The organism is Microbacterium sp. Leaf161, assembly GCF_001423645.1.
GTDB lineage: Bacteria > Actinomycetota > Actinomycetes > Actinomycetales > Microbacteriaceae > Microbacterium > Microbacterium forte.
Genome location: NZ_LMOW01000003.1, coordinates 68149 through 93268 on the forward strand (window position 1 = coordinate 68149; position 25120 = coordinate 93268).

General features: G+C 66.9%; 26 protein-coding genes. 22 read left to right on the plus strand and 4 right to left on the minus strand.

The window, feature by feature from the left end:
• The first annotated feature begins 11 nt into the window (after nucleotides 1-11).
• From murC to ASF87_RS15610, 17 genes are all read left to right on the plus strand, one after another.
• Complete coding sequence (murC, locus tag ASF87_RS15530) at nucleotides 12-1409, plus strand: UDP-N-acetylmuramate--L-alanine ligase (protein ID WP_056377167.1); 1398 nt, start codon at nucleotides 12-14, stop codon at nucleotides 1407-1409.
• Nucleotides 1410-1412: 3 nt separating this feature from the next.
• Complete coding sequence (locus ASF87_RS15535) at nucleotides 1413-2360, plus strand: FtsQ-type POTRA domain-containing protein (protein WP_056377169.1); 948 nt, start codon at nucleotides 1413-1415, stop codon at nucleotides 2358-2360.
• Between the two features lie 176 nt (nucleotides 2361-2536).
• Nucleotides 2537-3688: a cell division protein FtsZ gene (gene ftsZ / locus ASF87_RS15540; protein ID WP_042538433.1), complete on the plus strand. Its 1152-nt coding sequence runs from the start codon at nucleotides 2537-2539 to the stop codon at nucleotides 3686-3688.
• The gene (locus ASF87_RS15545) at nucleotides 3685-4389 is read left to right on the plus strand and encodes a YggS family pyridoxal phosphate-dependent enzyme (RefSeq protein WP_056377171.1); all 705 of its coding nucleotides are present in this window, start codon (nucleotides 3685-3687) and stop codon (nucleotides 4387-4389) included. Before ftsZ ends, ASF87_RS15545 begins: the two co-directional genes overlap by 4 nt.
• Nucleotides 4390-4431: 42 nt before the next feature.
• Nucleotides 4432-4908, plus strand: a complete 477-nt coding sequence (locus tag ASF87_RS15550) for a cell division protein SepF (protein WP_042538430.1) — start codon at nucleotides 4432-4434, stop codon at nucleotides 4906-4908.
• Between the two features lie 3 nt (nucleotides 4909-4911).
• Nucleotides 4912-5211, plus strand: coding sequence for a YggT family protein (locus tag ASF87_RS15555; protein ID WP_042538428.1), 300 nt, complete (start codon nucleotides 4912-4914; stop codon nucleotides 5209-5211).
• Between the two features lie 155 nt (nucleotides 5212-5366).
• Nucleotides 5367-5972, plus strand: a complete 606-nt coding sequence (locus ASF87_RS15560; protein ID WP_056377173.1) for a DivIVA domain-containing protein — start codon at nucleotides 5367-5369, stop codon at nucleotides 5970-5972.
• Between the two features lie 9 nt (nucleotides 5973-5981).
• Nucleotides 5982-6632 (plus strand): signal peptidase II, encoded by a 651-nt coding sequence (gene lspA, locus ASF87_RS15565; protein WP_082508953.1) that lies wholly within the window; start codon nucleotides 5982-5984, stop codon nucleotides 6630-6632.
• 2 nt (nucleotides 6633-6634) lie between these two features.
• Entirely contained in the window at nucleotides 6635-7555 is a 921-nt protein-coding gene (locus tag ASF87_RS15570) for an RluA family pseudouridine synthase (RefSeq protein ID WP_056377174.1), read from the plus strand.
• A gap of 43 nt (nucleotides 7556-7598) precedes the next feature.
• Nucleotides 7599-8198 (plus strand): GNAT family N-acetyltransferase, encoded by a 600-nt coding sequence (locus ASF87_RS15575; RefSeq protein ID WP_056377177.1) that lies wholly within the window; start codon nucleotides 7599-7601, stop codon nucleotides 8196-8198.
• 31 nt (nucleotides 8199-8229) lie between these two features.
• Nucleotides 8230-8814: an RNA polymerase sigma factor gene (locus tag ASF87_RS15580; protein ID WP_056377179.1), complete on the plus strand. Its 585-nt coding sequence runs from the start codon at nucleotides 8230-8232 to the stop codon at nucleotides 8812-8814.
• Nucleotides 8801-9928 carry a hypothetical protein gene (locus ASF87_RS15585; RefSeq protein ID WP_056377181.1) on the plus strand — a complete coding sequence of 376 codons (1128 nt, stop codon included), beginning with the start codon at nucleotides 8801-8803 and terminating at the stop codon, nucleotides 9926-9928. Before ASF87_RS15580 ends, ASF87_RS15585 begins: the two co-directional genes overlap by 14 nt.
• A gap of 70 nt (nucleotides 9929-9998) precedes the next feature.
• Nucleotides 9999-13517, plus strand: coding sequence for a DNA polymerase III subunit alpha (gene dnaE / locus ASF87_RS15590; RefSeq protein ID WP_042538419.1), 3519 nt, complete (start codon nucleotides 9999-10001; stop codon nucleotides 13515-13517).
• 112 nt (nucleotides 13518-13629) lie between these two features.
• Nucleotides 13630-15024, plus strand: a complete 1395-nt coding sequence (locus ASF87_RS15595) for a hypothetical protein (RefSeq protein ID WP_056377183.1) — start codon at nucleotides 13630-13632, stop codon at nucleotides 15022-15024.
• Nucleotides 15025-15026: 2 nt separating this feature from the next.
• Nucleotides 15027-16331, plus strand: coding sequence for a histidinol dehydrogenase (gene hisD / locus ASF87_RS15600; protein WP_056377185.1), 1305 nt, complete (start codon nucleotides 15027-15029; stop codon nucleotides 16329-16331).
• A gap of 10 nt (nucleotides 16332-16341) precedes the next feature.
• Nucleotides 16342-16812 (plus strand): transcriptional regulator NrdR, encoded by a 471-nt coding sequence (gene nrdR / locus ASF87_RS15605; protein WP_042538415.1) that lies wholly within the window; start codon nucleotides 16342-16344, stop codon nucleotides 16810-16812.
• Between the two features lie 10 nt (nucleotides 16813-16822).
• Nucleotides 16823-17845 carry a quinone-dependent dihydroorotate dehydrogenase gene (locus ASF87_RS15610; protein ID WP_056377186.1) on the plus strand — a complete coding sequence of 341 codons (1023 nt, stop codon included), beginning with the start codon at nucleotides 16823-16825 and terminating at the stop codon, nucleotides 17843-17845.
• Between the two features lie 74 nt (nucleotides 17846-17919).
• Here the strand turns inward: ASF87_RS15610 and ASF87_RS15615 are convergent, their stop codons facing one another.
• Complete coding sequence (locus tag ASF87_RS15615; RefSeq protein ID WP_056377188.1) at nucleotides 17920-18507, minus strand: DUF3043 domain-containing protein; 588 nt, start codon at nucleotides 18505-18507, stop codon at nucleotides 17920-17922.
• 46 nt (nucleotides 18508-18553) lie between these two features.
• On the opposite strand from ASF87_RS15615, the gene ASF87_RS15620 reads away from it, so the two are divergent.
• The 5 genes from ASF87_RS15620 (at nucleotide 18554) to ASF87_RS15640 (ending at nucleotide 23583) form a co-directional block, all read left to right on the plus strand.
• Nucleotides 18554-19975 carry a dipeptidase gene (locus ASF87_RS15620; RefSeq protein WP_056377190.1) on the plus strand — a complete coding sequence of 474 codons (1422 nt, stop codon included), beginning with the start codon at nucleotides 18554-18556 and terminating at the stop codon, nucleotides 19973-19975.
• Between the two features lie 71 nt (nucleotides 19976-20046).
• Nucleotides 20047-20412: an iron-sulfur cluster insertion protein ErpA gene (gene erpA / locus ASF87_RS15625; protein WP_056377192.1), complete on the plus strand. Its 366-nt coding sequence runs from the start codon at nucleotides 20047-20049 to the stop codon at nucleotides 20410-20412.
• Between the two features lie 96 nt (nucleotides 20413-20508).
• Complete coding sequence (ctaC, locus tag ASF87_RS15630) at nucleotides 20509-21408, plus strand: aa3-type cytochrome oxidase subunit II (protein WP_056377194.1); 900 nt, start codon at nucleotides 20509-20511, stop codon at nucleotides 21406-21408.
• Nucleotides 21409-21411: 3 nt separating this feature from the next.
• On the plus strand, nucleotides 21412-23145 hold the full coding sequence (gene ctaD / locus ASF87_RS15635) for an aa3-type cytochrome oxidase subunit I (protein ID WP_042538403.1): 1734 nt from the start codon (nucleotides 21412-21414) through the stop codon (nucleotides 23143-23145).
• A 3-nt stretch (nucleotides 23146-23148) separates the two neighbouring features.
• The gene (locus ASF87_RS15640; protein WP_042538402.1) at nucleotides 23149-23583 is read left to right on the plus strand and encodes a cytochrome c oxidase subunit 4; all 435 of its coding nucleotides are present in this window, start codon (nucleotides 23149-23151) and stop codon (nucleotides 23581-23583) included.
• A 55-nt stretch (nucleotides 23584-23638) separates the two neighbouring features.
• Here ASF87_RS15640 and ASF87_RS15645 read toward each other — a convergent pair whose 3' ends face one another.
• The 3 genes from ASF87_RS15645 to ASF87_RS15655 all read right to left on the minus strand — a co-directional run bounded on the left by ASF87_RS15645 (nucleotide 23639) and on the right by ASF87_RS15655 (nucleotide 25055).
• On the minus strand, nucleotides 23639-24058 hold the full coding sequence (locus ASF87_RS15645; RefSeq protein ID WP_056377196.1) for a rhodanese-like domain-containing protein: 420 nt from the start codon (nucleotides 24056-24058) through the stop codon (nucleotides 23639-23641).
• A gap of 86 nt (nucleotides 24059-24144) precedes the next feature.
• Complete coding sequence (locus tag ASF87_RS15650) at nucleotides 24145-24645, minus strand: GNAT family N-acetyltransferase (RefSeq protein ID WP_056377198.1); 501 nt, start codon at nucleotides 24643-24645, stop codon at nucleotides 24145-24147.
• Complete coding sequence (locus ASF87_RS15655) at nucleotides 24642-25055, minus strand: RidA family protein (RefSeq protein WP_056377201.1); 414 nt, start codon at nucleotides 25053-25055, stop codon at nucleotides 24642-24644. The genes ASF87_RS15650 and ASF87_RS15655 overlap by 4 nt, the downstream gene beginning before the upstream one ends.
• Nucleotides 25056-25120 lie beyond the last annotated feature (65 nt).

Consider the following 25120-nt stretch of genomic DNA (forward strand, 5'->3'; position numbering starts at 1 on the left):
CTGAACCCGACATGATCAGACCTGACCTCTCCCTCCCGATTCCCGAGTCGATCTCCTCTGCGCACTTCATCGGCATCGGAGGGTCCGGCATGAGCGGACTCGCCAAGATGTTCCTCGACGCCGGCATCCGCGTGTCGGGCAGCGACCGCGCTGACAGCGACAACCTCCGCGCACTCGAGGCAGCAGGAGCCGTGGTGCACGTCGGGCACGACGCCGCCCACCTCGGCGACGCGGACACCGTGGTCCACACCGGGGCGATCTGGCCCGAGAACCCCGAGTTCGTCACCGCCAAGGAGCGCGGGCTGCACGTCATCCACCGCTCGCAGGCGCTGCACTGGCTGATCGGCTCGCGGCGGCTCGTCTCGGTCGCCGGCGCCCACGGCAAGACGACATCGACCGGCATGATCGTGACCGCGCTGCAGGAGCTCGGCGCCGACCCGAACTTCGTCAACGGCGGCGTGATCGAACAGCTCGGCGTCTCCAGCGCGACGGGGTCGGGTGAGCTCTTCGTGATCGAGGCCGACGAGTCCGACGGCACCTTCCTGCTCTACGACACCGCCGTCGCTCTCATCACGAACGTCGACCCCGATCACCTGGACCACTACGGGTCGGACGAGGCATTCCACGATGCATTCGTGCGCTTCGCCGACGCAGCGACGGAGGCCGTCGTCATCTCGAGTGACGACCCCGGTGCGCTGCGCGTGGGAGCGGGCCTCTCGCACCCGAACGTCATGACCTTCGGGCAGGCGGAGGGTGCGGATGTCCGCGTGACCGACATCGTGACGGACGGGCCCGTCGCGGCCACGGTGAGTCGGGGATCGGAGAGCGTGCGCCTGCAGCTCGCCGTGCCGGGCGTGCACAACGCGATCAACGCGGCAGGCGCCATCGCCGTCCTCCTCTCGGTGGGCTTCGGTCTGGCTGAGTCCGCGCGCGCCGTCGAGGGGTTCGCCGGCACGGTCCGTCGCCTCGAGCAGCACGGCGTCGAGCGCGGTGTCACGGTCTACGACGACTACTCGCACCACCCGACGGAGGTGCGCGCGGCACTCGAGGCGATGCGATCGATCGCCGGCTCGGGCAGGATCATCGCCATCCAGCAGCCGCACACCTACTCGCGCACGCAGCACATGTTCCGTGAGTTCGCAGACGTGCTCGAGACGTACGCCGACCACACGGTCGTGCTCGACGTCTACGGCGCCCGGGAGGATCCTGTTCCCGGCGTCACCGGCGAACTGGTGAGCGGCGCGTTCCGCGACCCGTCGCACGTGCATTTCGTGGCCGACTGGCAGCAGGCGGCCGATTACACGGCGACGGTGGCCCGCGAGGGCGACTTCGTCGTCACTCTCGGCTGCGGCAATGTCTACCAGATCATCCCGCAGGTGCTCGAGTCGCTGCGGACCACCGAGGTCTAGCAGATGCGTCGTCCGCCTCCGCTTCCGACGCCTCCCGCGGGTCTCGCGGAGGGCGCGTCCCGACGACGGGCGCAGTCGGGAACCAAGGGGCGCGCGCGAGACGTCGAACATGACGAACCGGCCGACGGACGAATCGCACCCCTGAGGCCGGCACCCGAGATCGGGGCGGAGGCGGCTGGGGAGGTCGGGGAGCGGCCGACGTCCACGCGTGACGTCTGGCGAGCTGCGCGAGCGCGGCGCAGGGCGCTGCGGGCGGAGATCCGGCGGTTCACGCAGCGGTCGCGTCGGCGCCGCATCATCTGGCTGAGCGCCATCGGCGCCGTGGTGCTCCTGATCGGCGGCACGACCGCGGCCGCGTACAGTCCGCTCTTCGCCGTCGAGGAGATCACGGTGCTGGGCGCGACGACGCTGGACGCCGCCGCAGTCGAGGCGGCGCTGGCGGAGCAGGTCGGCACTCCGCTGGCACTGGTCGACTCGAGCGAGGTCAAGGCCGCTCTGCTGGCATTCCCGCTGATCGAGACCTATGCGCTCGAGGCGAAGCCGCCTCACGACCTCACCGTGCGGATCGTCGAGCGCACGCCGGTCGGCGTCATCCGCTCGGACGCCGGCTACACCCTCGTCGACGCCGCGGGCGTCGCTCTCGCCACGACCTCCGATCAGCCTGCAGGTCAGCCTCTGCTCGAGATCGACGGGGGCACGGACTCGGCGGCCTTCGAGAGCGCGGGTCTCGTGGTGCGTTCCGTCCCCGCCGACCTGCGCGCCCTGCTCACCGGGGTGAGTGCGACGACGGCCGATGACGTGACTTTGACGCTGAGCAGCGGCCTGACGGTCGTCTGGGGCAGCTCCGAGGACTCTCCGATGAAGAGCGAAGTGCTCACGAAGACCCTGCTCAGCAACCCTGAGGCGTCGACGATCGACGTCACTTCGCCGCATGCGGTGGTCGTCGGCTGAGGTTTCGACGGCAAACGGGCGACACGCCCGTGTCGCTGCGAGTGCAGGGGTGCGTGACGCTTACCTTCGAACAAGAGAAACCAATACCGGGAAATACTTTACACCTCTAGTTGAGGTTTAAGGTTCAACCCGGCGGAATCTCCCCTAAGACAGGTTCGACTATTCGGAGGCCGGCCATGAGCCAGAACCAGAACTACCTCGCCGTGATCAAGGTCGTCGGCGTCGGCGGTGGCGGCGTCAACGCCGTCAACCGCATGATCGATCTCGGTCTCCGCGGAGTCGAGTTCATCGCCGTGAACACCGACGCCCAGGCGCTGCTGATGAGCGACGCCGACGTCAAGCTCGACGTGGGCCGCGAGCTCACCCGCGGACTCGGCGCCGGTGCAGACCCCGAGGTGGGTCGTCGCGCAGCCGAGGACCACGCCGAAGAGATCGAGCAGGCACTCACGGGCGCCGACATGGTCTTCGTGACGGCAGGTGAGGGAGGCGGCACCGGAACCGGTGGAGCCCCCGTGGTCGCTCGCATCGCGAAGTCGATCGGCGCGCTGACCATCGGTGTCGTCACCAAGCCGTTCTCGTTCGAGGGCCGTCGTCGTCAGAGCCAGGCCGAAGCCGGTGTGGTGAAGCTCAAGGAAGAGGTCGACACCCTCATCGTGGTGCCGAACGACCGCCTCCTCGAGATCAGCGATCGCGGCATCTCGATGATCGAGGCGTTCGCGACCGCGGACCAGGTGCTCCTCGCGGGTGTCCAGGGCATCACCGACCTCATCACCACCCCGGGTCTCATCAACCTCGACTTCGCCGACGTGAAGTCGGTGATGCAGGGCGCGGGTTCCGCTCTCATGGGAATCGGATCCGCTCGCGGTGCCGATCGTGCGATCAAGGCCGCCGAGCTGGCCGTCGAGTCGCCGCTCCTCGAAGCCAGCATCGAAGGCGCTCATGGAGTCCTGCTCTCGATCCAGGGTGGCTCGAACCTCGGGATCTTCGAGATCCACGATGCGGCTGATCTCGTCAAGGAGGCTGCGCACCCCGAGGCGAACATCATCTTCGGTACCGTCATCGACGACACGCTCGGCGACGAGGTGCGCGTCACCGTGATCGCCGCCGGCTTCGACAGCGGCGAGCCGTCGCTGCGTCTGGACCCGATGGTCGTCTCACGTCCGGCCGCGGCCAGCACGCTGCCTGAGGTGGCTCTCTCGAACGACGAGGAGAGCAAGCCCGCAGCCGAGACGCCCGCGCCCGAGAAGGCGCAGCAGCGCGTCGCGGCGACGAGCATCGAGCCGGCTTTCGCGGATGACGACATCGACATCCCCGAATTCCTGAAGTGACTCAGGCGCTGGGCCAGACCGAATCCGGTCTGGCGGCGCGGCTGTCGGCGATCGATCATCGGATCGCCGACGCCGCGCGCCTGGCCGGCAGGGATCCGGGGGAGATCACTCGGATCGTCGTGACGAAGTTCCACCCCTCGTCGCTCGTCCGCGAACTGCATTCGCTCGGCGTCCGCGACGTGGGGGAGAACCGTCAGCAGGAGCTCTCCTCGAAGACAGCCGAGCTGGATGACCTCGATCTTCGCTGGCACTTCATCGGCCAGGCGCAGACCAACAAGGCGTCCGCGATCCGCCGCAGCGCGGACGCCGTCCACTCGGTCGACCGCGACCGGCTGGCGGATGCCCTGCACAGGGCCGCAGAGGGGCACGACATCCTCGACGTCCTCGTCCAGGTGAACCTCACCGATGACGCGGGGAGGGGCGGAGTCGAGCCCGACGATGCCCGGTCGCTCGCCGAGCACATCCTCGCGCTTCCCTCGCTGCGCCTGCGTGGCGTCATGGCGGTCGCGCCACTCGACGAGGAGCCAGCCTCGGCATTCGCGCGCCTGCGCACGATCGCCGAGAGAGTGCGCGAGGTCGAGCCGACCGCCGACTGGATATCCGCAGGAATGACCGGGGACTTCGTCGCGGCCATCGATGCGGGCGCGACACACCTGCGGATCGGGTCCGCAATCACGGGACCCCGCCCCGACCGGGGTTAACCTCTAAAAAGACCACCCGACACGTTCGAACCGGAGGACACGATGGGTAACCCGCTGAAGAAGACCATGGTGTATCTCGGCCTCGCTGACGAGGAAGAGGTCTACGAGGAGGAGCCGGCCCCGGCCCGCTCCCACCGCGAGCGTGATCGGGACCGCGAACGCGAGGAGCCCGCTCCGGCGCCCGTGACCCCGCTACGGCGCCCCGTCGCCGTGCGCCAGCCCGCAGGAGGGGCAGTGAACGAGATCCTCACCGTGCACCCGAAGCAGTACCGCGACGCTCAGCTCATCGCGGAGAGCTTCCGTGAAGGTGTGCCGGTCATCATCAACCTGTCGCAGATGAGCGATGCAGACGCTCGCCGTCTGATCGACTTCGCCTCCGGGCTCTCGCTCGGCCTCTACGGCCGCATCGAGCGGGTCACCTCGAAGGTCTTCCTGCTGTCGCCGGAGAACATCGCGGTCTCTGGACACGGGGGAATCGCGCACGCGGACGCAGAGTCCGCGGGCTTCGACCAGTCGTAGACCGTGGGGTTCGTCGTCTCCATCGTCGCCAGCATCGTGCATCTGGCACTTCTGCTGTACCTGCTGGTGCTGTTCGCACGTCTCATTCTGAGCTACATCCCGCTGTTCAATCGGGAATGGCGGCCCAAGGGCGCCGGACTCGTCGCTGCCGAGCTCGTCTACACGGTGACCGATCCGCCCGTCCGGTTCTTCCGGCGGATCATCCCGCCTCTGCGGATCGGCTCGCTGTCCCTGGATTTCGGGTTCTCGATCACCATCCTGATCGTCCTGATCCTGATGAGCATCGTCCGAAGCTTCATCTGAGTCCTGTGCGACTTCGACACCCTGGGGTGTCGTGGCGTCGCGACTGACAGGCTCGGGGACTATGCTTGGCTCCCAGGTGCGCGCCCCGGGTTCGCGCCGAATCTCGACCACGCCATTCTCCAAAACTGGCAACCGAACTCATCGAAGGAGCCACCATGGCACTTACCCCGGATGACGTCGTCACCAAGCAGTTCCAGCACGTCCGCTTCAAGGACGGCTTCGACCCGGACGAGGTCGACGACTTCCTCGACGAGATCGTCATCGAGTGGCGCAAGGCCCTCGAAGAGAACGTCGAACTCAAGGCCAAGCTGGCCGCGTACGAGTCCGGCGACGCGCCGGCCGCTCCCGCAGCCGCTGCAGAGGCACCCGCTGCGGTCGTCGAAGAGGCTCCCGCTCCGGCCGCGGCCCCCGCTGAGCCCGCTCCGTCGGGTTCCGCGACCGCGACCGCCGGCATCATCGAGCTCGCGCAGCGCCTGCACGACGAGCACGTCGCCGAGGGTGAGGCCAAGCGCGCTCAGCTCATTGCCGAGGCCGAGGGTGAAGTCAACCGCATCCGCACCGAGGCCGAGGCCAAGCAGCGCGAAGAGTCGGCCCGTCTCGAGCGCGAGCGCAATGCACTCGAAGCCCGGATCACCGAACTCCGCAACTTCGAGCGCGACTACCGCTCGCAGCTGCGCGGCTACATCGAGGGTCAGCTCCGCGATCTCGACGAGAAGTCGGCATCGACGGACTCGACTCCGGTCTCCGCGATCGGACTGTAGGTCGTCCTTTTGCCAGGACGCCGTCCCCTTCGTCGGTCGGCGGCCGGCGCGATCGTCGCGATTCTCGCGGCGATCGTGCTGGCCGCCGATCAGTTTGTGAAGTACCTCACCACGGAGAACCTGCCACTGCAGGAGCCGGTCCCGGTGCTCGGTGAGTTCCTTCAGCTGTACTACGTGCGCAACCCCGGTGCGGCGTTCTCGCTCGGATCCGACGTCACGTGGATCTTCACCATCGCTCTGGCGGTCGTCGCCGGGGTTATCGTGTGGAAGGCCTTCGGACTCCACTCGCGCCTCTGGGCCGTGGTCCTCGGCTGCCTGCTCGGCGGAGTCCTCGGCAATCTCACCGATCGTCTCTTCCGCGACCCTGGGTTCCCCATGGGGCATGTGGTCGACATGATCTCGATGCCGTGGATGATGCCCGCGATCTTCAACGTCGCCGACATCTTCATCGTCACCGGAATGATCTCGGTCGCACTGCTCGTCGTGCTCGGGCTTCGTTTCGACGGCACCCGTGAACGCGACCACGTGCTCGTCGAGACCGACGAGGAAGCCGAGGCTGCAGCGTTGGCCGAAGAGGCCGTCGCGGATCCGCACCCCGACGTGGCCCGCCCGGACGGGGCATCTCCCGATGCGCCGGCTCCGGCGTCGGACGGACGCTGAGCGTGGAGTCCCGCTCCCTGCCGGTTCCTGACGGATTGGAGGGCGCACGCGTCGACGCGGCGCTCGCGAAGCTGATGGGCTTCTCGCGCACCTTCGCCGCCGATGTCGCCTCCGCCGGAGGCGTGCGCCTCGACGGAGTCACTCTCGACAAGTCCGATCGCCTGCGTGGTGGAGGATGGCTCGAGGTGGAGTGGCAGCCGAGGGAGGAGCCGCGGATCGTCCCGATCGCGGTTCCCGAACTCGGAATCGTCTACGACGATGACGACATCGTCGTGGTCGACAAGCCCACGGGCGTCGCTGCCCACCCTTCGCTCGGGTGGGAGGGGCCGACCGTCGTCGGTGCTCTCGCCGCGGCGGGGTTCCGGGTGGCCACCAGTGGGGCTCCGGAGCGTCAGGGCGTCGTGCATCGTCTGGATGTCGGCACCAGCGGACTCATGGTGGTGGCCAAGAGCGAGTCGGCCTACTCGACCTTGAAGCACGCGTTCAAGGAGCGCACGGTCGAGAAGATCTACCACGCGGTCGTTCAAGGGCATCCTGACCCGCTGACGGGAACGATCGATGCCCCGATCGGCCGGCATCCGAACCACTCCTGGAAGTTCGCAGTGGTGCCGGACGGCAAGCCGTCGGTGACTCACTACGAGACTCTCGAGGCCTTTCCGGGGGCGTCACTGCTCGAGATCCACCTCGAGACCGGGCGCACGCATCAGATCCGCGTGCACATGGCGGCTCTCCGGCATCCGTGTGCGGGCGATCCGCTCTACGGCGCGGATCCGACGATGTCGGCGCGACTCGGCCTGACGCGTCAATGGCTGCACGCGCACAAGCTGGCGTTCGCGCACCCGGCGACAGGGGACCGGGTGCAGTTCGAATCGCCCTACCCCGCGGATTTCGAGCACGCCCTGGAGATCCTGCGCGGCGAGTGAATCGCCTGCGGCGGATGTCGGCGGACTGAGCCAGACTGAGCGCATGAGCATCGAGGTGCGACCAGCGACCGACTTCGACGATGTGGCGACTCTCGTCGGCCCGAAGAAGCCGACATCGAACGTGTGCTTCTGCCTGAGCTACCGCATAGGCAGCAAGGAGAACAACGCGCTTCGGGGCGCACAGCGTGCCGACCGCGTGCGCGAGCTCTGCCATCAGGACCCGCCGCCCGGAGTCATCGCCTATCTCGACGACGAGCCGGTGGGCTGGGCAGCGGTGCACCCCCGCAGCGCGACGAGTTTCGCGCGCAACCGGTTGATCCCGCACGTCGATGACCTCGAGGTGTGGTCGTTGTGGTGCATCCGGGTCCGCCCCGGCTATCGGAAGCAGGGAATCTCGCACGCACTGATCGAGGGTGCCGTCGCGCATGCGAAGCAGCAAGGTGCGCCGGCGATCGAGGGCTATCCGGTCGACAATCACGGCGAGAAGGTGAATCCGACCATGGCCTACGTCGGAACCAGACGACTGTTCGAGGACGCGGGGTTCGAGAGGGCCGCGGACACCGGGTCCACTCTCGACGGATTTCCGCGGGTGCTGATGCGCCTCGATCTGCGGGGATCGCACAGACGGTCGAAGAAAGCGTGAACCCGAAGGTGTCGCAGGGGCAATACATAGTGTGAGCACAGACAGTGAGATCATCCGGCGGTCGCTGGGTCGGCCGGAGGCGTTCGCCGAGCTGTTCGACCGACATGCACGCGCGGTCAACGCGTTCGCGGCTTACCGCGTCGGTTCCGATGATGCCGAGGACGTGCTCAGCGAGACGTTCCTCGTCGCCTTCCGGCGCAGGGCCGATTTCGACCTGAGCAAGGAGTCGGCCGCACCGTGGCTGCTCGGCATCGCCTCGCGATTGATCCGCCGGCACCGGGCGGTCGAGGCGCGGCACTGGCGTTCTTTCGCTGCGGCAGTCAGTGAGAACGTGACGTCGCTCGGAGGCCTCGACGACGCGATGCGACGCGTGGATGCCGAGCGCGAGGTGCGCGCGCTCAGAGAGAGGATCGCGGGCCTTCCCACGAAGGATCGAGAGACGCTGCTGCTGTACGCCTGGCAGGGCTTGAGCTACGACGACATCGCAGAGGCGCTCGGGGTTCCCGTGGGCACCGTGCGATCGCGGCTGAATCGCGTTCGCAGGCGATTGGATCCCGCGCGAAGGATCCAGGCATTCGAGAAGCAGCAGGAAGGAGAACTCCGTGGACGTGTTTGAGAGGGTTCAGGAGACCAAGCCGGACCTGGACGATGCAGAATCGCATGTCGGCGCGGCTCGTGCTCGGCTGATGAGCGAGATCACGGCAGGCACGAGTCCGGCCGCCATGCGCTCCGCCAGGCCGAGATGGGTCCTTGCCGGCTCGTTGGCGGGAGCCGCGGCCGCGGTCGTCGTCGGCGTTCTGGTCGTCACCGGAATCACACAGCCGAAGTCACCTGCGATCGAAGCAGTCCCGACACGTGAGCCGGGGCAGACTCTGTCGCCGCCAGAGCCAGAGCCCGGGCCCCCGACACAGGCCCCGATGACGTCGGCACAGGCATTCGGCGCCGCCGCGACCGCGGCGCGAACATTCACGGGGCTGACGCTGGCACCAGGACAGTACCTGCGGATGCACACGCAATCGGAGCAGGTCGTCTATCACCAGCCCGATCCGGAAGGCGGGCAGTATCAGACTGACAGATCGAACGCCCAGAACGCCTGGCGCGGGACGTCGTCCTGGAGCAGCTACGCCCCGGCCGATCTGTCGCAGCAGTGGCTGTATGCGACAGACCAGGCCTGGACCGTGACCGATACGTTCGGACCCGACGCGGCGCAACTGGCCCAGGCGCACCAGGAGTCGATGTCGTCGAGTGGCGCGCCCTATTTCTCAGACGGGCCGGCAGCTCCCTGGGGCACGCCTGAAGGCTACGGTCTCGGGGCGTTCTTCGCGGCGATGCCGACGGATCCGGCGGGACTCATACAGTGGATCCGCGAGAACCAGGGAGCCGGCACCGGCGACCAGGACTACAAGGTCGGCTGGGTTCTCATCGACCTGTTGTCCTACAATCTGGGGTCGAGCACGCAGCGCGCGACGATGTACGAGGCTCTCAGCATGCTCCCCGGCTCCGAGATCGTCTCCACCGACGGAAACCTCGCGACGCTGCGCTTCTCGGCGGCGACCGAGGCGCTCTCCGGAGAGCCAGCCATCCAGAATCGCGCTGTCACGATCGACACGACCACGGGCATCGTGCATGAGAAGACGGCGACTCTCGACACTCCCTCGGCCCTGGTCCCCGCCACCATGGCGGACGAGCGGTACGTGTACACCGTGAGCGTGGTGGATTCGCTTCCCTGATGTGGACGACGGGCGGGCGCGGGGGGTCGCGCCGACGCTCGATGTCGCACGCCGAAAGTAGACTCGAACCATGGCATCCGACTCCTTCGTCCACCTGCACGTGCACAGCGAGTACTCGATGCTCGACGGGGCGGCGAAGATCGCGGCGATGACCCAGGCGGCGGCCGACTACGAGATGCCGGCCATCGCGGTGACCGACCACGGGAACACCTTCGCGGCGTTCGAGTTCTACAAGGCGGCCAACGCGGCAGGGGTCAAGCCGATCATCGGACTCGAGGCATACGTCACGCCCGGCACGCATCGCAGTGACAAGACCCGGGTGCAGTGGGGATCCCCGGATCAGAAGAGCGACGACGTCTCGGGGTCCGGTGCTTACACGCACATGACGATGTGGAGCGAGACCACGCAGGGCATGCACAACCTGTTCCGCCTCAGCTCGCTGTCGAGCATGGAGGGCTACTACTTCAAACCCCGCATGGACCGCGAACTTCTGCAGACCTACGGCAAGGGTCTGATCGCGACCACAGGCTGCCCCTCGGGCGAGATCCAGACACGGCTGCGCCTCGGTCAGTACGACGCCGCCCGCGCCGCGGCCGCAGAGTTCCAAGACCTGTTCGGCAAGGAGAACTACTTCGCCGAGATCATGGATCACGGTCTCTCCATCGAGCGCAGGGTCATGACCGATCTGATCCGGCTCGCGAAGGATCTCAGCATCCCGCTCGTCGGCACGAACGATTCGCACTACACGCACCAGCACGAGGCCGACGCGCACGAGGCCCTGCTGTGCGTGCAGTCGGGCTCGACACTCGACGACCCCAACCGCTTCAAGTTCGACGGCGACGGCTACTACATCAAGACCGCCGCCGAGATGCGCCAGCTCTTCCGCGATCACCCCGAGGCGTGCGACAACACGCTGCTCATCGCCGAACGCTGCGAAGTCGAGTTCAACACGGCGGCCAACTACATGCCGCGCTTCCCGGTGCCGGACGGAGAGACCGAAGACAGCTGGCTCGTCAAGGAGGTCGAAGCCGGCCTCCACTACCGGTATCCGAACGGGATCCCCGACAAGGTGCGCAAGCAGGCCGAGTACGAGACCGGCATCATCCTGCAGATGGGGTTCCCCGGCTACTTCCTCGTCGTCGCCGACTTCATCAACTGGGCCAAGGACAACGGCATCCGTGTGGGGCCGGGCCGTGGGTCCGGAGCCGGTTCCATGGTCGCCTACGCCATGAAGATCACCGATCTCGATCCGCTCGAGCACGGCCTCATCTTCGAGCGGTTCCTGAACCCCGACCGCGTCTCGATGCCCGACTTCGACGTCGACTTCGATGACCGGCGCCGCGGCGAGGTCATCGACTACGTGACCAGGAAGTACGGATCCGAGCGGGTCGCCCAGATCGTCACGTACGGCACGATCAAGTCCAAGCAAGCGCTGAAAGATGCCGGCCGCGTGCTCGGCTTCCCGTTCAGCATGGGGGAGCGCCTGACCAAGGCGATGCCGCCGCCCGTGATGGGCAAGGACATGCCCCTCGACGGAATGTTCGACTCGGCGCACCCCCGCTACAAAGAGGCGAGCGAGTTCCGCGCTCTCATCGAGACCGACCCGGAGGCGAAGACGGTCTTCGACCGCGCACTCGGCCTCGAGGGTCTGAAGCGCCAGTGGGGCGTGCACGCGGCGGGCGTGATCATGTCGTCCGAGCCGTTGATCGACATCATCCCGATCATGCGCCGCGAGCAGGACGGCCAGATCGTCACGCAGTTCGACTACCCCTCGTGCGAGTCGCTCGGCCTGATCAAGATGGACTTCCTCGGGCTCCGCAACCTGACGATCATCTCGGACGCGCTCGACAACATCCGCACCAACCGCGGTGAAGAGCTCGACCTCGAACACCTCGCGCTCGACGACCGCGGGGCCTACGATCTGCTCGGCCGAGGCGAATCACTCGGAGTCTTCCAGCTCGACGGCGGTCCGATGCGATCGCTCATGCGGCTGATGCGGCCGGACAACTTCGGTGACATCTCGGCACTCATCGCGCTCTACCGTCCAGGGCCCATGGGCGCGAACTCGCACACGAACTATGCGCTGCGAAAGAACGGTCAGCAGCCCATCACGCCGATCCATCCGGAGTTCACCGAGTCGCTCGCCGACATCCTCGACGAGTCCTACGGCCTGATCATCTACCAGGAGCAGGTGATGGCCATCGCGCAGCGTGTGGCCGGGTTCTCGCTCGGACAGGCCGACATCCTCCGCCGAGCGATGGGCAAGAAGAAGAAGTCAGAGCTCGACAAGCAGTTCGCGGGCTTCCAGGCGGGTATGCACGCGAACGGGTACTCCGACGGAGCCGTCAACGCGATCTGGGAGATCCTGCTTCCGTTCTCGGACTACGCCTTCAACAAAGCGCACTCGGCGGCCTACGGCGTCGTCTCGTACTGGACCGCCTATCTCAAAGCCCACTATCCCGCCGAGTACATGGCCGCGCTGCTCACCAGCGTCGGCGACTCGAAGGACAAGATGGCGCTGTACCTCAACGAGTGCCGTCGAATGGGCATCAAGGTGCTCCCCCCCGATGTCTCGGAGTCGATCAAGTACTTCGCCGCCGTCGGCGACGACATCCGCTTCGGGTTGGGTGCCGTCCGCAACGTCGGCAGCAACGTGGTCGAGGGCATCATCGCGGCGCGCAAGGACGAGCGATTCACCTCGTTCCATCACTTCCTCGAGAAGGTGCCGCTGCATGTCTCGAACAAGCGCACGGTCGAATCGCTGATCAAGGCCGGTGCATTCGACTCGATGGGGGACTCCCGCCGAGCCCTTCTCGAGATCCATGAGGATGCCGTCGAGGCGGCTGTGGATCGCAAGCGGAACGAGGCGCAGGGCGCGATCGGCTTCGACTTCGACAGCCTGTACGACGACATGGAAGAGGCGGCGCCTGCCAAGGTCCCGGCGCGACCCGAGTGGATCAAGAAGGACAAACTCGCGTTCGAGCGAGAGATGCTCGGGCTCTACGTCTCCGACCACCCCCTGGCGGGGCTCGAAGTGCCGCTCGCCAAGCACGCGTCGATCTCGATCCACAACCTCATCAACTCCGACGACATGCAGGACGGCGAGCAGGTCACGGTCGCCGGTCTCGTGACGAGCGTCCAGCACCGTGTCGCGAAGGCCAGTGGAAACCCGTACGGCATGATCACGGTCGAGGACTTCAACGGCGAGGTGACGGTCATGTTCATGGGCAAGACCTACACCGAGTTCCAGCACATCCTGCAGCAGGACTCCATCCTCGCGGTGCGCGGACGGGTGTCGAAGCGCGATGACGGACTCAATCTGCATGCGCAGTCGGCCTTCGCGCCGGATGTCGGCTCCTTCGACGCCGCGGGCCCCCTCTCGCTCGTCCTGGCGGAGCAGAGGGCGACCGAGCGGGTGATGACCGAGCTCGCAGAGGTGCTGCGACGCCACAACGGTGACACCGAAGTGGTGTTGCGCGTGCATCGCGGCGGCACGGCGAAGGTCTTCGACGTGCCGATGCCGGTCAAGGTCTCCGCCGATCTGTTCGGCGATCTCAAATCTCTGCTCGGCCCGACCTGCCTGGGCTGAGCATCAGCGAAGCGCTGCTGCCCGAGGGGTCCTCACGGATGCACCGGGTAGTATCGGGACGCGTTCGGGTGCATGACGCAGAGGCTCTGCACCGTGGCGAAAGGACCCTCCCATGAGCACGGAATCACCCTTCCTGAACAACGACGAGTCGGAGGCAGACCGTTCCTCGGCCGCACCCGAAGTGGCCTTCGAGGAGGACTTCTCCGATGATGACGGCGTTCTCTACGATGACGAGGTGACGCCGGAGTACGGCATCCTCGGCTTCACTCTGAGGGAGCTGCTCATCGTCGGCGTGTGGCTCATAGCCTTCATCGCCTCGTTCTTCCCCTACGTCGGCGACGCCTCGATCTGGGGCGCCGGAATCCAGTGGATCCTGCCCATCGGCGTGCCGACGGTCGCCGTGTTCCTGGTGATCCTCCGCCGCTTCTCGCCGGACGGCATCCGCCGCGTCGGATCGCTGGGAATCGACCAGTTCGCATCGGTCGCGTTCTCCGTCTCGGCCGTCTTCTGGCTGGGAGCCCTCTGGAACGCGGTCGCCTTCGTGATCGAGTTCGGCGTCTTCGGTCTGCCCTGGAACGGCGTGGTCCAGCTTCTCGCGGCGCTCGCGCTCGTCGTCCTCACCGTGTTCGCTCCGCTGGTGCCCGGCCTCAAGGAGGACTTCCAGGGCCGCCTCGTCACGCTCGCGCACCGCAATGCCAATCCGGTCCGACCGGTCATCGCGCGCCCGCGCCCCGAGCCCGCCCCCGAGGCGAGCGACACGCCCGCCGGCCCAGAGGCAGCCGCTGCGCCGCACGCGGCGGCTGCTGCTCCCCACCTCACGGCCGATCGGTCGTTCGACGCCGCTCCCGAGCCCCAGGTCGCCCCGGCGTACTCGACAGACCCTGCCCCGGCGTACTCGACAGACCCTGCCCCGACGCACACGACAGACGACACCCCTGCGCCGCACAGGATCGAGACTGCCCCTCCGGCGTATACGACCGCGGCCGCTCCGGCTGCCGGTCTCGACGTGGAGCTGTCCGACGCCCAGGCGACCGACGAGGTCGCCCGTCTCGATCTCGCCGAGCAGGTGCCGCTCTCCTCGCACGCCTCCGGCGGGGGGACAGGTACCGAGGAGACGACTTCCACCGAGGACTACGTCCCCACGTACTCGCGTCGATCGCGCGGTCAGGAGCCCGAGATCGTATCCGACACCGGCAGCATCGAGTCTCTTCTGGGAACGACCGCGCGTGACGTCTCGTCGGCCGAGACGACCGCATTCCCCGCCGTCGACGACGAGACCGACTTCACCGCGACGAACCCGCAGCACGACTTCGCGGCGCCGCAGCCTTTCTGGATCCTCGCGCCGACCGAGCGTGACGTGCACGACGAGCGCGGCGAGAGCATCTTCCGAGTCGGTCCGAGCGCCTGGGCTCTCGTCATCGAGGACCGCGGTGGTGCATACGTCATCAGACACGACGACGGTCGCATTGGCTACCTGCACGACATCTCAGACATCACGAGAGGCTGACCTTGCGCACGATCGATCTGCGGGGGCGCACGCTCTCGCCGGCTGACATGCTCGCGGCTGTGCCGCGCGCCACCCAGGCACGAGCCGAGGCTCTCGACACCGCGGCTCGAATCGTCGACGATGTGCGCGAGCGCGGCGAAGAGGCTCTGCGCGAGCAGGCCGAACGTTTCGATCGTGTCTCCGGACACGAGATCCGTGTGCCCGCGCAGCACATCGCCGAGGCCCTCGAGCGCCTCGCGCCCGACGTGCGCCTCGCTCTCGAGGAGGCGATCCGCCGGGTGCGCATCGCCTCGGCGGCACAGGTCCCCGAGCGTCAGATCACGCGGATCGGGGCCGGCGCGACGATCACGCAGCGCTGGCAGCCCGTCCACCGTGCAGGGGTGTACATCCCCGGCGGCAAAGCGGTCTATCCCTCCAGTGTCATCATGAACGTCGTCCCGGCGCAGGTCGCGGGCGTGCAGCAGATCGCACTCGCCTCACCGCCGCAGGAGGACCAGGGTGGCCGTGTGCACCCCACGATCCTCGCCGCGGCGGGCCTGCTCGGCATCACGGAGGTGTACGCGATCGGCGGAGCAGGAGCGATCGGATCCTTCGCGCACGGCGTCGAGGGAATCGGGCTCGACCCGGTCGACGTCCTGTCGGGGCCGGGGAACAACTACGTCGCCTCCGCCAAGCGCGCTGTGGCAGGCGTCGTCGGCACCGACTCCGAGGCGGGGGCGACCGAGATCCTCGTCGTGGCAGATGCGGCAGCTGACCCGCGACTCATCGCCGCCGACCTCGTCAGCCAGGCGGAGCACGATGAGCAGGCATCGGCCGTGCTCGTCACAGACTCCCCGGAGCTGGCCGATCGCGTCGCCGCGGAGGTCGAGCGGCACGCGGGTGTCACGCGTCACGCGACGCGAGTGGCGGCAGCGCTGGACGGGCCGCAGTCGGCCATCGTCCTGGTCGACGACCGTGCGATGGCGACGGCGTTCAGCAACGCGTATGCTCCCGAGCACCTCGAGCTGCACCTCGAAGACGCCGAGGCCGCGGCAGACAGCTTCACCAGCGCAGGTGCCGTGTTCGTCGGAGACCACACGCCCGTGAGCCTCGGCGACTACATGGCCGGCAGCAACCACGTCCTGCCGACCGGGGGACAGGCGCGCTATGCGCCCGGACTCGGTGCATACACGTTCCTGCGTCCGCAGCAGGTCATCTCCTACGATCGCGCCGCACTCGCAGACGTGCGCGCGGGAGTCGTCGCCCTCGCCGAGACCGAGGCGCTTCCCGCACACGGTGAGGCGATCGAGGCGCGTTTCACCGCGTAGGATCGGTCAGATGCACTGCCCCTTCTGCCGTCACTCGGACTCTCGGGTCATCGATTCGCGCACCAGTGATGACGGCCTCTCGATCCGTCGTCGACGTCAATGCCCCGAGTGCGGAGGTCGTTTCACGACGACGGAGACGGCGAGCCTCAACGTGATCAAGAGATCCGGTGTCATGGAGCCGTTCAGCCGAGAGAAGGTGATCTCGGGCGTGCGCAAGGCCTGTCAGGGGCGGCCCGTCACCGAAGCCGATCTGGCGATCCTCGCTCAGCGGGTGGAGGAGGCCGTTCGACAGACGGGTGTCTCCCAGCTCGACACGAACGAGATCGGCTTGGCGATCCTCGGACCTCTCCGCGACCTGGACGAGGTCGCATACCTGCGCTTCGCGAGCGTGTATCAGGCCTTCGACTCGCTCGAGGACTTCGAGAGCGCGATCACCGATCTTCGCGCCGACCACGTCGAGCCGGAGTCCGTCGACCGGTAATCTGGCAGGGATGTATCCGCTGCTCTTTCGCGCTGTCCTGTCGCGCTTCGACCCTGAGTTCGCCCACCACGCCGGTATGGCGGTGATTCGCGTGCTCGGGGCGCCGCCCTTCTCCTGGGCGACGCGTGCTCTGACGAAGCCCGACCCGTCGCTGCAGGTGCAGGCCCTCGGATTGACGTTCTCCTCGCCCTTCGGGATCGCGGCCGGTTTCGACAAGAACGCCGTCGGAGTGCGCGGTCTCGCTGCGCTCGGCTTCGGGCATGTCGAGGTCGGCACCGTCACTGCGATCCCTCAGGACGGAAACCCGAAGCCCCGGCTGTTCCGCCTCATCGCCGATCGAGCGGTCATCAACCGCATGGGGTTCAACAACGAGGGTGCAGATGCCGCAGCCCGGCGACTCGCGCGACTGCGGCGCGGAGCACCCGACACGGTCATCGGCGTGAACATCGGCAAGAGCCGGGTCGTCGATGTCGAGAACGCCACCGCCGACTATGTGGCGTCGGCGACGAGGCTCGCGCCACTCGCGGACTATCTGGCCGTCAACGTCTCCTCTCCGAACACCCCCGGTCTTCGGGGGCTTCAGGCGGTCGAGACGCTGGCTCCGCTGCTCAGAGCGGTGCGCGCCGCATCCGGTGGAACTCCGCTGCTCGTCAAGATCGCCCCCGATCTCTCCGACGAGGAGATCGTCGCCATCGCGAACCTCGCAGTCGACGAAGGGCTGGCCGGCATCATCGCTCACAACACCACCGTGAGCCGGGACGGCCTCACGACGGATGCCGCCACGGTCGCGCAGATCGGAGCGGGCGGACTCTCCGGAGCGCCGCTCAAGGAGCGTTCCCTGCAGGTGCTGCGGCTCGTGCGCTCGGCTGTGCCCGAGGAGTTCTGCGTGATCGCCGTCGGGGGAGTGGAGACGCCGTCCGACGTGCAGGAGCGGCTCGAAGCCGGAGCGACGCTCGTGCAGGGCTATACGGCCTTCCTGTACCGCGGTCCCTTTTGGGGGCGCGAGATCAACCGGGGCCTCGTCGCGCGCTGAGTCGCCGCACCCACGAAAGCGAGAGGCGCCTCGTGCTCGGGGAGCAGGAGACGCCTCTCGGGGAGATCTGAGGATCAGGCGGGGTACTCACCGCGCTTCACCTGGGGTTTGGGCAGACGCATGAACCGCATCTGCAGCGAACGCATCGCGGCGTACCAGCCGAGGCCGCGCTCCATGCGCTCCTTGCCGAACTTCGCGGCGATCTTGCGCTTGACGCGCATCCCCAGCAGCACCATGCCGCCGATCGCGAGGATCAGGTACGCCATCATGACCAGGTACGCCCAGCCGGCGATGGCGAATCCGCCGATGGCGAGGTTCGCGGGCAGAAGCGAGATCAGGATGACGAGCACCATGACACCCATGACGAATTCGGCCGGGTGCCAGCCGGCGTCGACGTAGTCGCGGACCCACCGGCGCTGTGGCCCCTTGTCGCGAGCCGGGAGGTACTTCTCCTCGCCGGCAGCCAGGCCGGCCTGTGCGCGGTTGCGTCGTTCGTTGAGCTCTGCGCGTGCGGCGGCCTTCGCCTCTTTGGTGTTCGCGACCAGAGGCCGACGGCGCGCCGCCTCCTGCTCGGCCCGGGTCGGCGTCGCGCGTCCCTTGCCCGACGCAGTCGTCTCGGGGGCGTCGTCATTCGTCGAAGGGGGGACAGGGGTAGTGGCCACGAGGTTCCTCGGTTCAGTGAAGGCGGATCACCTTAAGATTACTCGCATGACATCTCCTGCCCAGCCCGGCGACCAGAATCTGTCCAGCGAACGCGAGCCCGCCGTCCTCGAGGCGGTCTCGACGGGGTTTCCCGCGGCGCTGAGCGACCTGGGCGCGCTCGTCCGCATCCCCGGCATGGCATGGCCCGCGTTCGATCAGACGCAGCTCGAACGCAGCTCCGAAGCAGTCGCGGCACTGGCCACGGCAACCGGGGTCTTCGACGACGTGCGCGTTCTCCGTGCCGCGATCCCCGGCACCGACGAGCACGGGCAGCCGGCGGTGCTCGCGACGCGCGCAGCGCGCAACGGCAAGCCGACGATCCTGCTCTACGCACACCACGACGTTCAGCCTCCGGGTGACGACGCGCTGTGGGAGACGCCGCCGTTCGAGCCCACCGTCCGCGGCGGACGTCTCTACGGTCGAGGCGCTGCGGACGACAAGGCGGGCATCATGGCGCACATCGCTTCGATCCGTGCGGTCGCCGAGGTCGTCGGCGACGATCTGGAACTGGGCATTGCGATGTTCATCGAGGGCGAAGAGGAGTACGGTTCCCGTTCCTTCGCGCAGTTCCTCTCCGACAACAAGGAGGCGCTGCGTGCGGATGCCATCGTGGTCGCGGACTCGGGAAACTGGGACTCGGTGACTCCCGGCCTCACGGTCTCGCTCCGCGGCAACGCACGATTCACCGTGCGCGTGCGCACGCTCGACCACGCATCGCACTCGGGGATGTTCGGGGGAGCCGTCCCCGACGCGATGATGGCCACGGTCAAGATGCTCTCCACGCTCTGGAACGAAGACGGCTCTGTCGCGGTCGAGGGGATGACCGAGCGCGATGCGCCCACTCCCGAATACACCGAGGAGACGCTTCGGGACGAAGCAGGCCTTCTGCCAGGCACCTCGCCGATCGGCGGCGGCAGCATCCTCAGCCGGATCTGGAACAAGCCCGCGGTGACCGTCATCGGAATCGATGCGACCAGTGTCGCGGCGGCGTCGAACACCCTTCTTCCCGAGGTGACGGTCGTCGTGAGCGCGCGCGTCGCGCCTGGTCAGACCGGTGAGGACGCGTATGCCGCTCTCGAGGCGCATCTGCGAGCGAACGCGCCGTACGGCGCGGAGCTGACGTTCTCGGACGTCGATCTCGGCAACGGCTTCCTCGTCGACACCAGTGGCTGGGCCGTCGCGCTCACCCGCGACGCCATGCGGGACGGCTACGGCGTCGCCCCTGTCGACCTCGGAGTCGGCGGATCGATCCCGTTCATCGCCGACCTCGTGCGGGAGTTCCCCGATGCGCAGATCCTCGTGACCGGCGTCGAGGACCCGCACTCGCGGGCCCACAGCCCCAACGAATCCCTGCATCTCGACACGTTCCGCCACGCCGTGGCGACCGAGGCCCTGCTGCTCTCGCGGATGAACGACATCATCATCTGAGCCCGATCGTCGAGGCTGAGGGTAAAATCGAGTTACCAGCCGTGCGAGCACGGCCCGTCCGAAGGAGCGACATGAGCGAAACCACACTGACCTCAGCAGAGACCACCCAGGCGCACGGCGTGAAGCTGACCGACGCCGCGGCGATCAAGGTGAAGAACCTCCTCGAGCAGGAAGGCCGTGACGACCTGCGTCTGCGCGTCGCCGTCCAGCCCGGCGGATGCTCCGGCCTGATCTACCAGCTGTACTTCGACGAGCGGTTCCTCGAGGGGGACGAGACCGTCGACTTCGACGGCGTCGAGGTCATCATCGACAACATGAGCGTCCCGTACCTCGATGGCGCATCCATCGATTTCAAGGACACGATCTCCGAGCAGGGCTTCACGATCGACAACCCCAACGCCGCGGGCAGCTGCGCCTGCGGAGACAGCTTCCACTGACCCGGACCCCTCCGCCAACCTGCGTGGTTGGCATGAATCAGGTGTGAGGTTGCCCTAGACTTGGGTGTGCCCTGTCCGCAATCTGAAAGGTGCATCGTGCCCTCGAAACGCCGCCTTCGTTGGGCCGCTCTCCCCCTGGGAGTAGCGGCAGCCGTGGCCCTGGCGGGATGTACTGCCACTGAGCTGAACGGTTACCTCCCGGGCTTCGTGGAGGGTGAGCCTGCGGCCACCAACCAGACCGAGCGCGTGTCGTCGCTCTGGGTCAACTCGTGGATCGTCCTGCTCGCCGTCGGCGTGATCACCTGGGGCCTGATGGCCTGGGCCGCGATCGCCTACCGCCGCCGCAAGGGCCAGACGGGTCTGCCCGTGCAGATGCGCTACAACATGCCGATCGAGATCTTCTACACGGTCGTGCCGCTGATCCTCGTGCTGGGAATGTTCTTCTTCACGGCCCGCGACCAGTCGGCGATCGAGGCGAAGTGGGACGAGCCCGACGTCGAGATCACGGCGATCGCCAAGCAGTGGGCGTGGGACTTCCAGTACGACGGCGAAGAGGAAGACAACTCCGACGCCGTCTGGACCATGGGAATCCAGGCTCAGCCCGATGCGGACGGCAACATCGACCAGGCGCAGCTGCCCACCCTGGTGCTGCCGGTCGACCAGAAGGTCACGATCAACCTCCAGTCTCGCGACGTCATCCACTCCTTCTGGATCATCGACTTCCTCTACAAGAAGGACATGTACATCGGGAAGGACAACTCCTGGTCCTTCATCCCGACCCGTGTCGGCGAGTACGCAGGCAAGTGCGCTGAACTGTGCGGCGAGTACCACTCGATGATGCTCTTCAACGTCAAGGTCGTCGAGCAGGACGAGTACGACGCCTACCTCCAGACTCTCGAGGAGGAAGGCAACACCGGAGACATCACGGACGCCTACGACCGTCTGTCGAACTACCCCGGGACCACCGCCCCGACCTCCGAGGAAGGAGAGGAGTAAGCCATGTCGACCACTGAAGCCCCCCGCACCGACGAGGCCCCTCGCTCTCGACCCACCACTCTGCCCGCACGCCAGGCTGCTCTCATGAGCACGTCGCGCGTCGAGCAGAAGGGCAACATCGTCGTCAAGTGGATCACCTCCACCGACCACAAGACGATCGGGTACATGTACCTCATCGCCTCGGTGCTGTTCTTCCTCCTCGGCGGCGTGATGGCCCTCGTCATCCGCGCAGAGCTGTTCGCTCCCGGGATGCAGATCATCCCGACCAAGGAGCAGTACAACCAGCTCTTCACGATGCACGGCACGATCATGCTCCTCATGTTCGCGACGCCGCTCTTCGCCGGCTTCGCGAACGCGATCCTGCCGCTTCAGCTCGGTGCACCGGATGTGGCGTTCCCGCGTCTGAACGCCTTCGCCTTCTGGCTCTTCCTGTTCGGCTCGACCATCGCGGTCGCCGGCTTCCTCACCCCGCAGGGCGCAGCGTCGTTCGGCTGGTTCGCCTACCAGCCGCTCGCCAGCGCGTCGTTCTCGCCGGGTGCAGGCGGAAACCTCTGGATGGTCGGACTCGGAATCTCCGGTTTCGGAACGATCCTCGGCGCGGTGAACTTCATCACCACCGTGATCACGATGCGTGCTCCCGGAATGACGATGTGGCGTATGCCGATCTTCTCGTGGAACACGCTCATCACGAGCCTTCTGATCCTCATGGCGTTCCCCGTCCTCGCAGCGGCGATCTTCGCTGCAGCCGCGGACCGCATCCTCGGCGCTCACATCTACGACCCGGCGAACGGCGGTGTTCTGCTCTGGCAGCACCTCTTCTGGTTCTTCGGTCACCCTGAGGTGTACATCATCGCCCTGCCGTTCTTCGGAATCGTGTCGGAGATCTTCCCGGTCTTCAGCCGCAAGCCGATCTTCGGGTACAAGACGCTCGTCTACGCGACGATCGCCATCGCCGCGCTGTCCGTCGCCGTGTGGGCGCACCACATGTACGTGACCGGCTCGGTCCTGCTGCCGTTCTTCGCCCTCATGACCATGCTCATCGCGGTGCCGACGGGTGTGAAGATCTTCAACTGGATCGGCACCCTCTGGCGTGGGTCCGTGACGTTCGAGACGCCGATGGTGTTCGCGCTCGGCTTCCTGGTGTCGTTCGTCTTCGGTGGTCTGACCGGCGTGATCCTCGCGGCTCCGCCCCTCGACTTCGCACTCTCCGACTCGTACTTCGTCGTCGCGCACTTCCACTACGTGGTCTTCGGCACCGTGGTGTTCGCGATGTTCGCCGGCTTCTACTTCTGGTGGCCGAAGTGGACAGGACGCATGCTCAACGAGCGTCTCGGCTACGTGCACTTCTGGATGCTGTTCATCGGCTTCCACATGACGTTCCTCATCCAGCACTGGCTGGGTGTCGACGGCATGGTGCGTCGCTACGCCGACTACTCGGCGGCTGACGGCTGGACCTGGCAGAACCAGGTCTCGACGATCGGTGCGATCATCCTCGGCGCGTCCATGCTGCCGTTCTTCCTGAACGTCTGGATCACGGCTCGCAAGGCGCCCAAGGTCACGGTCAACGACCCGTGGGGCTATGGAGCTTCGCTCGAGTGGGCGACCTCCTGCCCGCCGCCGCGCCACAACTTCACGTCGATCCCGCGCATCCGCAGCGAGCGTCCTGCATTCGACCTGAACCACCCGGAGGCGGCGGAGTTCACACCGGCCGCACCCGGCGAGCGAGAGGGCCACTGAGCCATGCGCGACAACGTCATCCTCTGGTGGGTCCTGACCGCCTTCTTCGCACTGGTCGGAGTCGTCTACACCGGCTGGCACATCCTCGCCACGCCGTCGGACAACTTCGCCGAGCGCATCGAGTGGGTCGGCACCGTGGCACTGTTCTTCGCCGCGTTCATGGGCGCGATGATCGCCTTCTACCTCGACCGCACGCACAAGGCTCAGAACGGCGAGCTGCCTGAGGACATCCTCACGAGCGACATCGATGACGGCGACCCTGAACTGGGTGAGTTCAGCCCCTGGTCCTGGTGGCCGATCGTGCTCGCCGGATCCGCCGGAGTCTTCGTGGTGGGTCTCGCCGTCGGGCACTTCCTGCTCCCGATCGGCCTGGCGATCTTCGTGGTCGCGATCGTCGGCTGGGTCTACGAGTACTACCGCGGGAACTTCGCCCGCTGATATACAGCGAGAAGGCCCCTGGGATTCCCTCCCGGGGGCCTTCTGCATGTCGGGGCTATGCTCGCGAGCGGATCCGGGCGATGCCGGTCAGGGGGTCGACAGGGCGGCGGTGAACGCCGTCGGCATCCTCCACGGGATAGCCTTCCCTGACCCAGTACTCGAACCCGCCGATCATCTCCCGAACGGCATATCCGAGCTTCGCGAACTCGAGAGCGCCCTTCGCACCCGCGTTGCACCCCGGACTCCAGCAGTAGACCACGACGGCAGAGCCGGCCGGTATCTCAGCCGGCGCGCGATCCGCGATCTCGCTGTAGTGCATATGCGTGGCCCCTGCGACGCGTCCCTGAGCCCAGGCCTCGTCGGAACGGACATCGATGATGACGATGCCGTCCTCGGCCGGGAGAGCGGCGTACACGTCACTCGCGTCGGTCTCGTAGGCGAGTTTGGCGGCGTAATACTCAGTGCGATCGATCATCTCCCCAGCCTAGGAAGACGCGCGGGCACCTGCCGTCGTCTTCCCGACGACGACAGACCGGATTCCGCCAATGTCGACGTGGCGTCTCAGAGCTCGACCGTCATCTGCACCCGGCGTCCGTATCGATCGAGACCGAGAGAGGTCTCGGTGTCCACGAGGCCGCGCTGGAACGGAGTCTCGGGGATGCTCTCGAGAAACCCGCACGACGAGTAGAACGGAGCGTTCCAGGGGATCTCCGCGTACGTCCGCAGAGTCATGCGGGTATAGCCATGCTCGCGTGCAGCCTCCAGAGCGGCGCTGACGAGTCGGCGCCCGAACCCCTGGCGTCCGGAGGTCGGAAGCACGGAGAGTTGCTCGAGGTGCGCGTGGCCGTCGGCATCGAGGACGTGCACGAAGCCGACGGGGGAGCCGCTCGAGTCTTCCAACACGAGGACGAACCCCGGAGCTGTGAGTCGTTCAGCGCCATCGCCTGCGGGCGGCCACTCCGGCGCCCCCAGGCGGTCGATCAGGAGCGCGTCGGCCTGCATCTCGATGGCGTGCAGGATCTCCGCGTCCTCAACGTCGGCCGGCCGGATGACATCGCTCACCGTGCATCCTCCGCGACTGCCGCGATCGCTTCGATCTCCACCAGCTGGTGGTCGTACCCGAGCACGGTGACGCCCACGAGTGTGCTCGGTGCGTCATGGTCGCCGAAGGCGTCGTGGATGACATCCCAGGCCGTGACCAGATCAGCCTGGGACGACGAGGCGACGAGTACGCGCGTGCTGATGATGTCCGAAAGCGTGGCGCCGCTGGCATGCAGGGCGATGCCGAGGGTCTCTACGCAGCGTGCAGCCTGTGCGGCATAATCGCCGGGGGCGGTCGTCGAGCCGTCGTCTCCGAGGGGGCATGCACCCGCGAGGAAGATGAGCCGGGAGCCGGCTGGGGCAGTCGCCGCATATGCATAGGGTGCTGCGGCGAGGTCGGCGGAACGGATGAGTTGGACTGCTGAGCTCATGTCACGATCCTGCCATGTGCACATGAACGGCGACCGGATGCGAAAAGGCCCTGTCCGAGATCGAA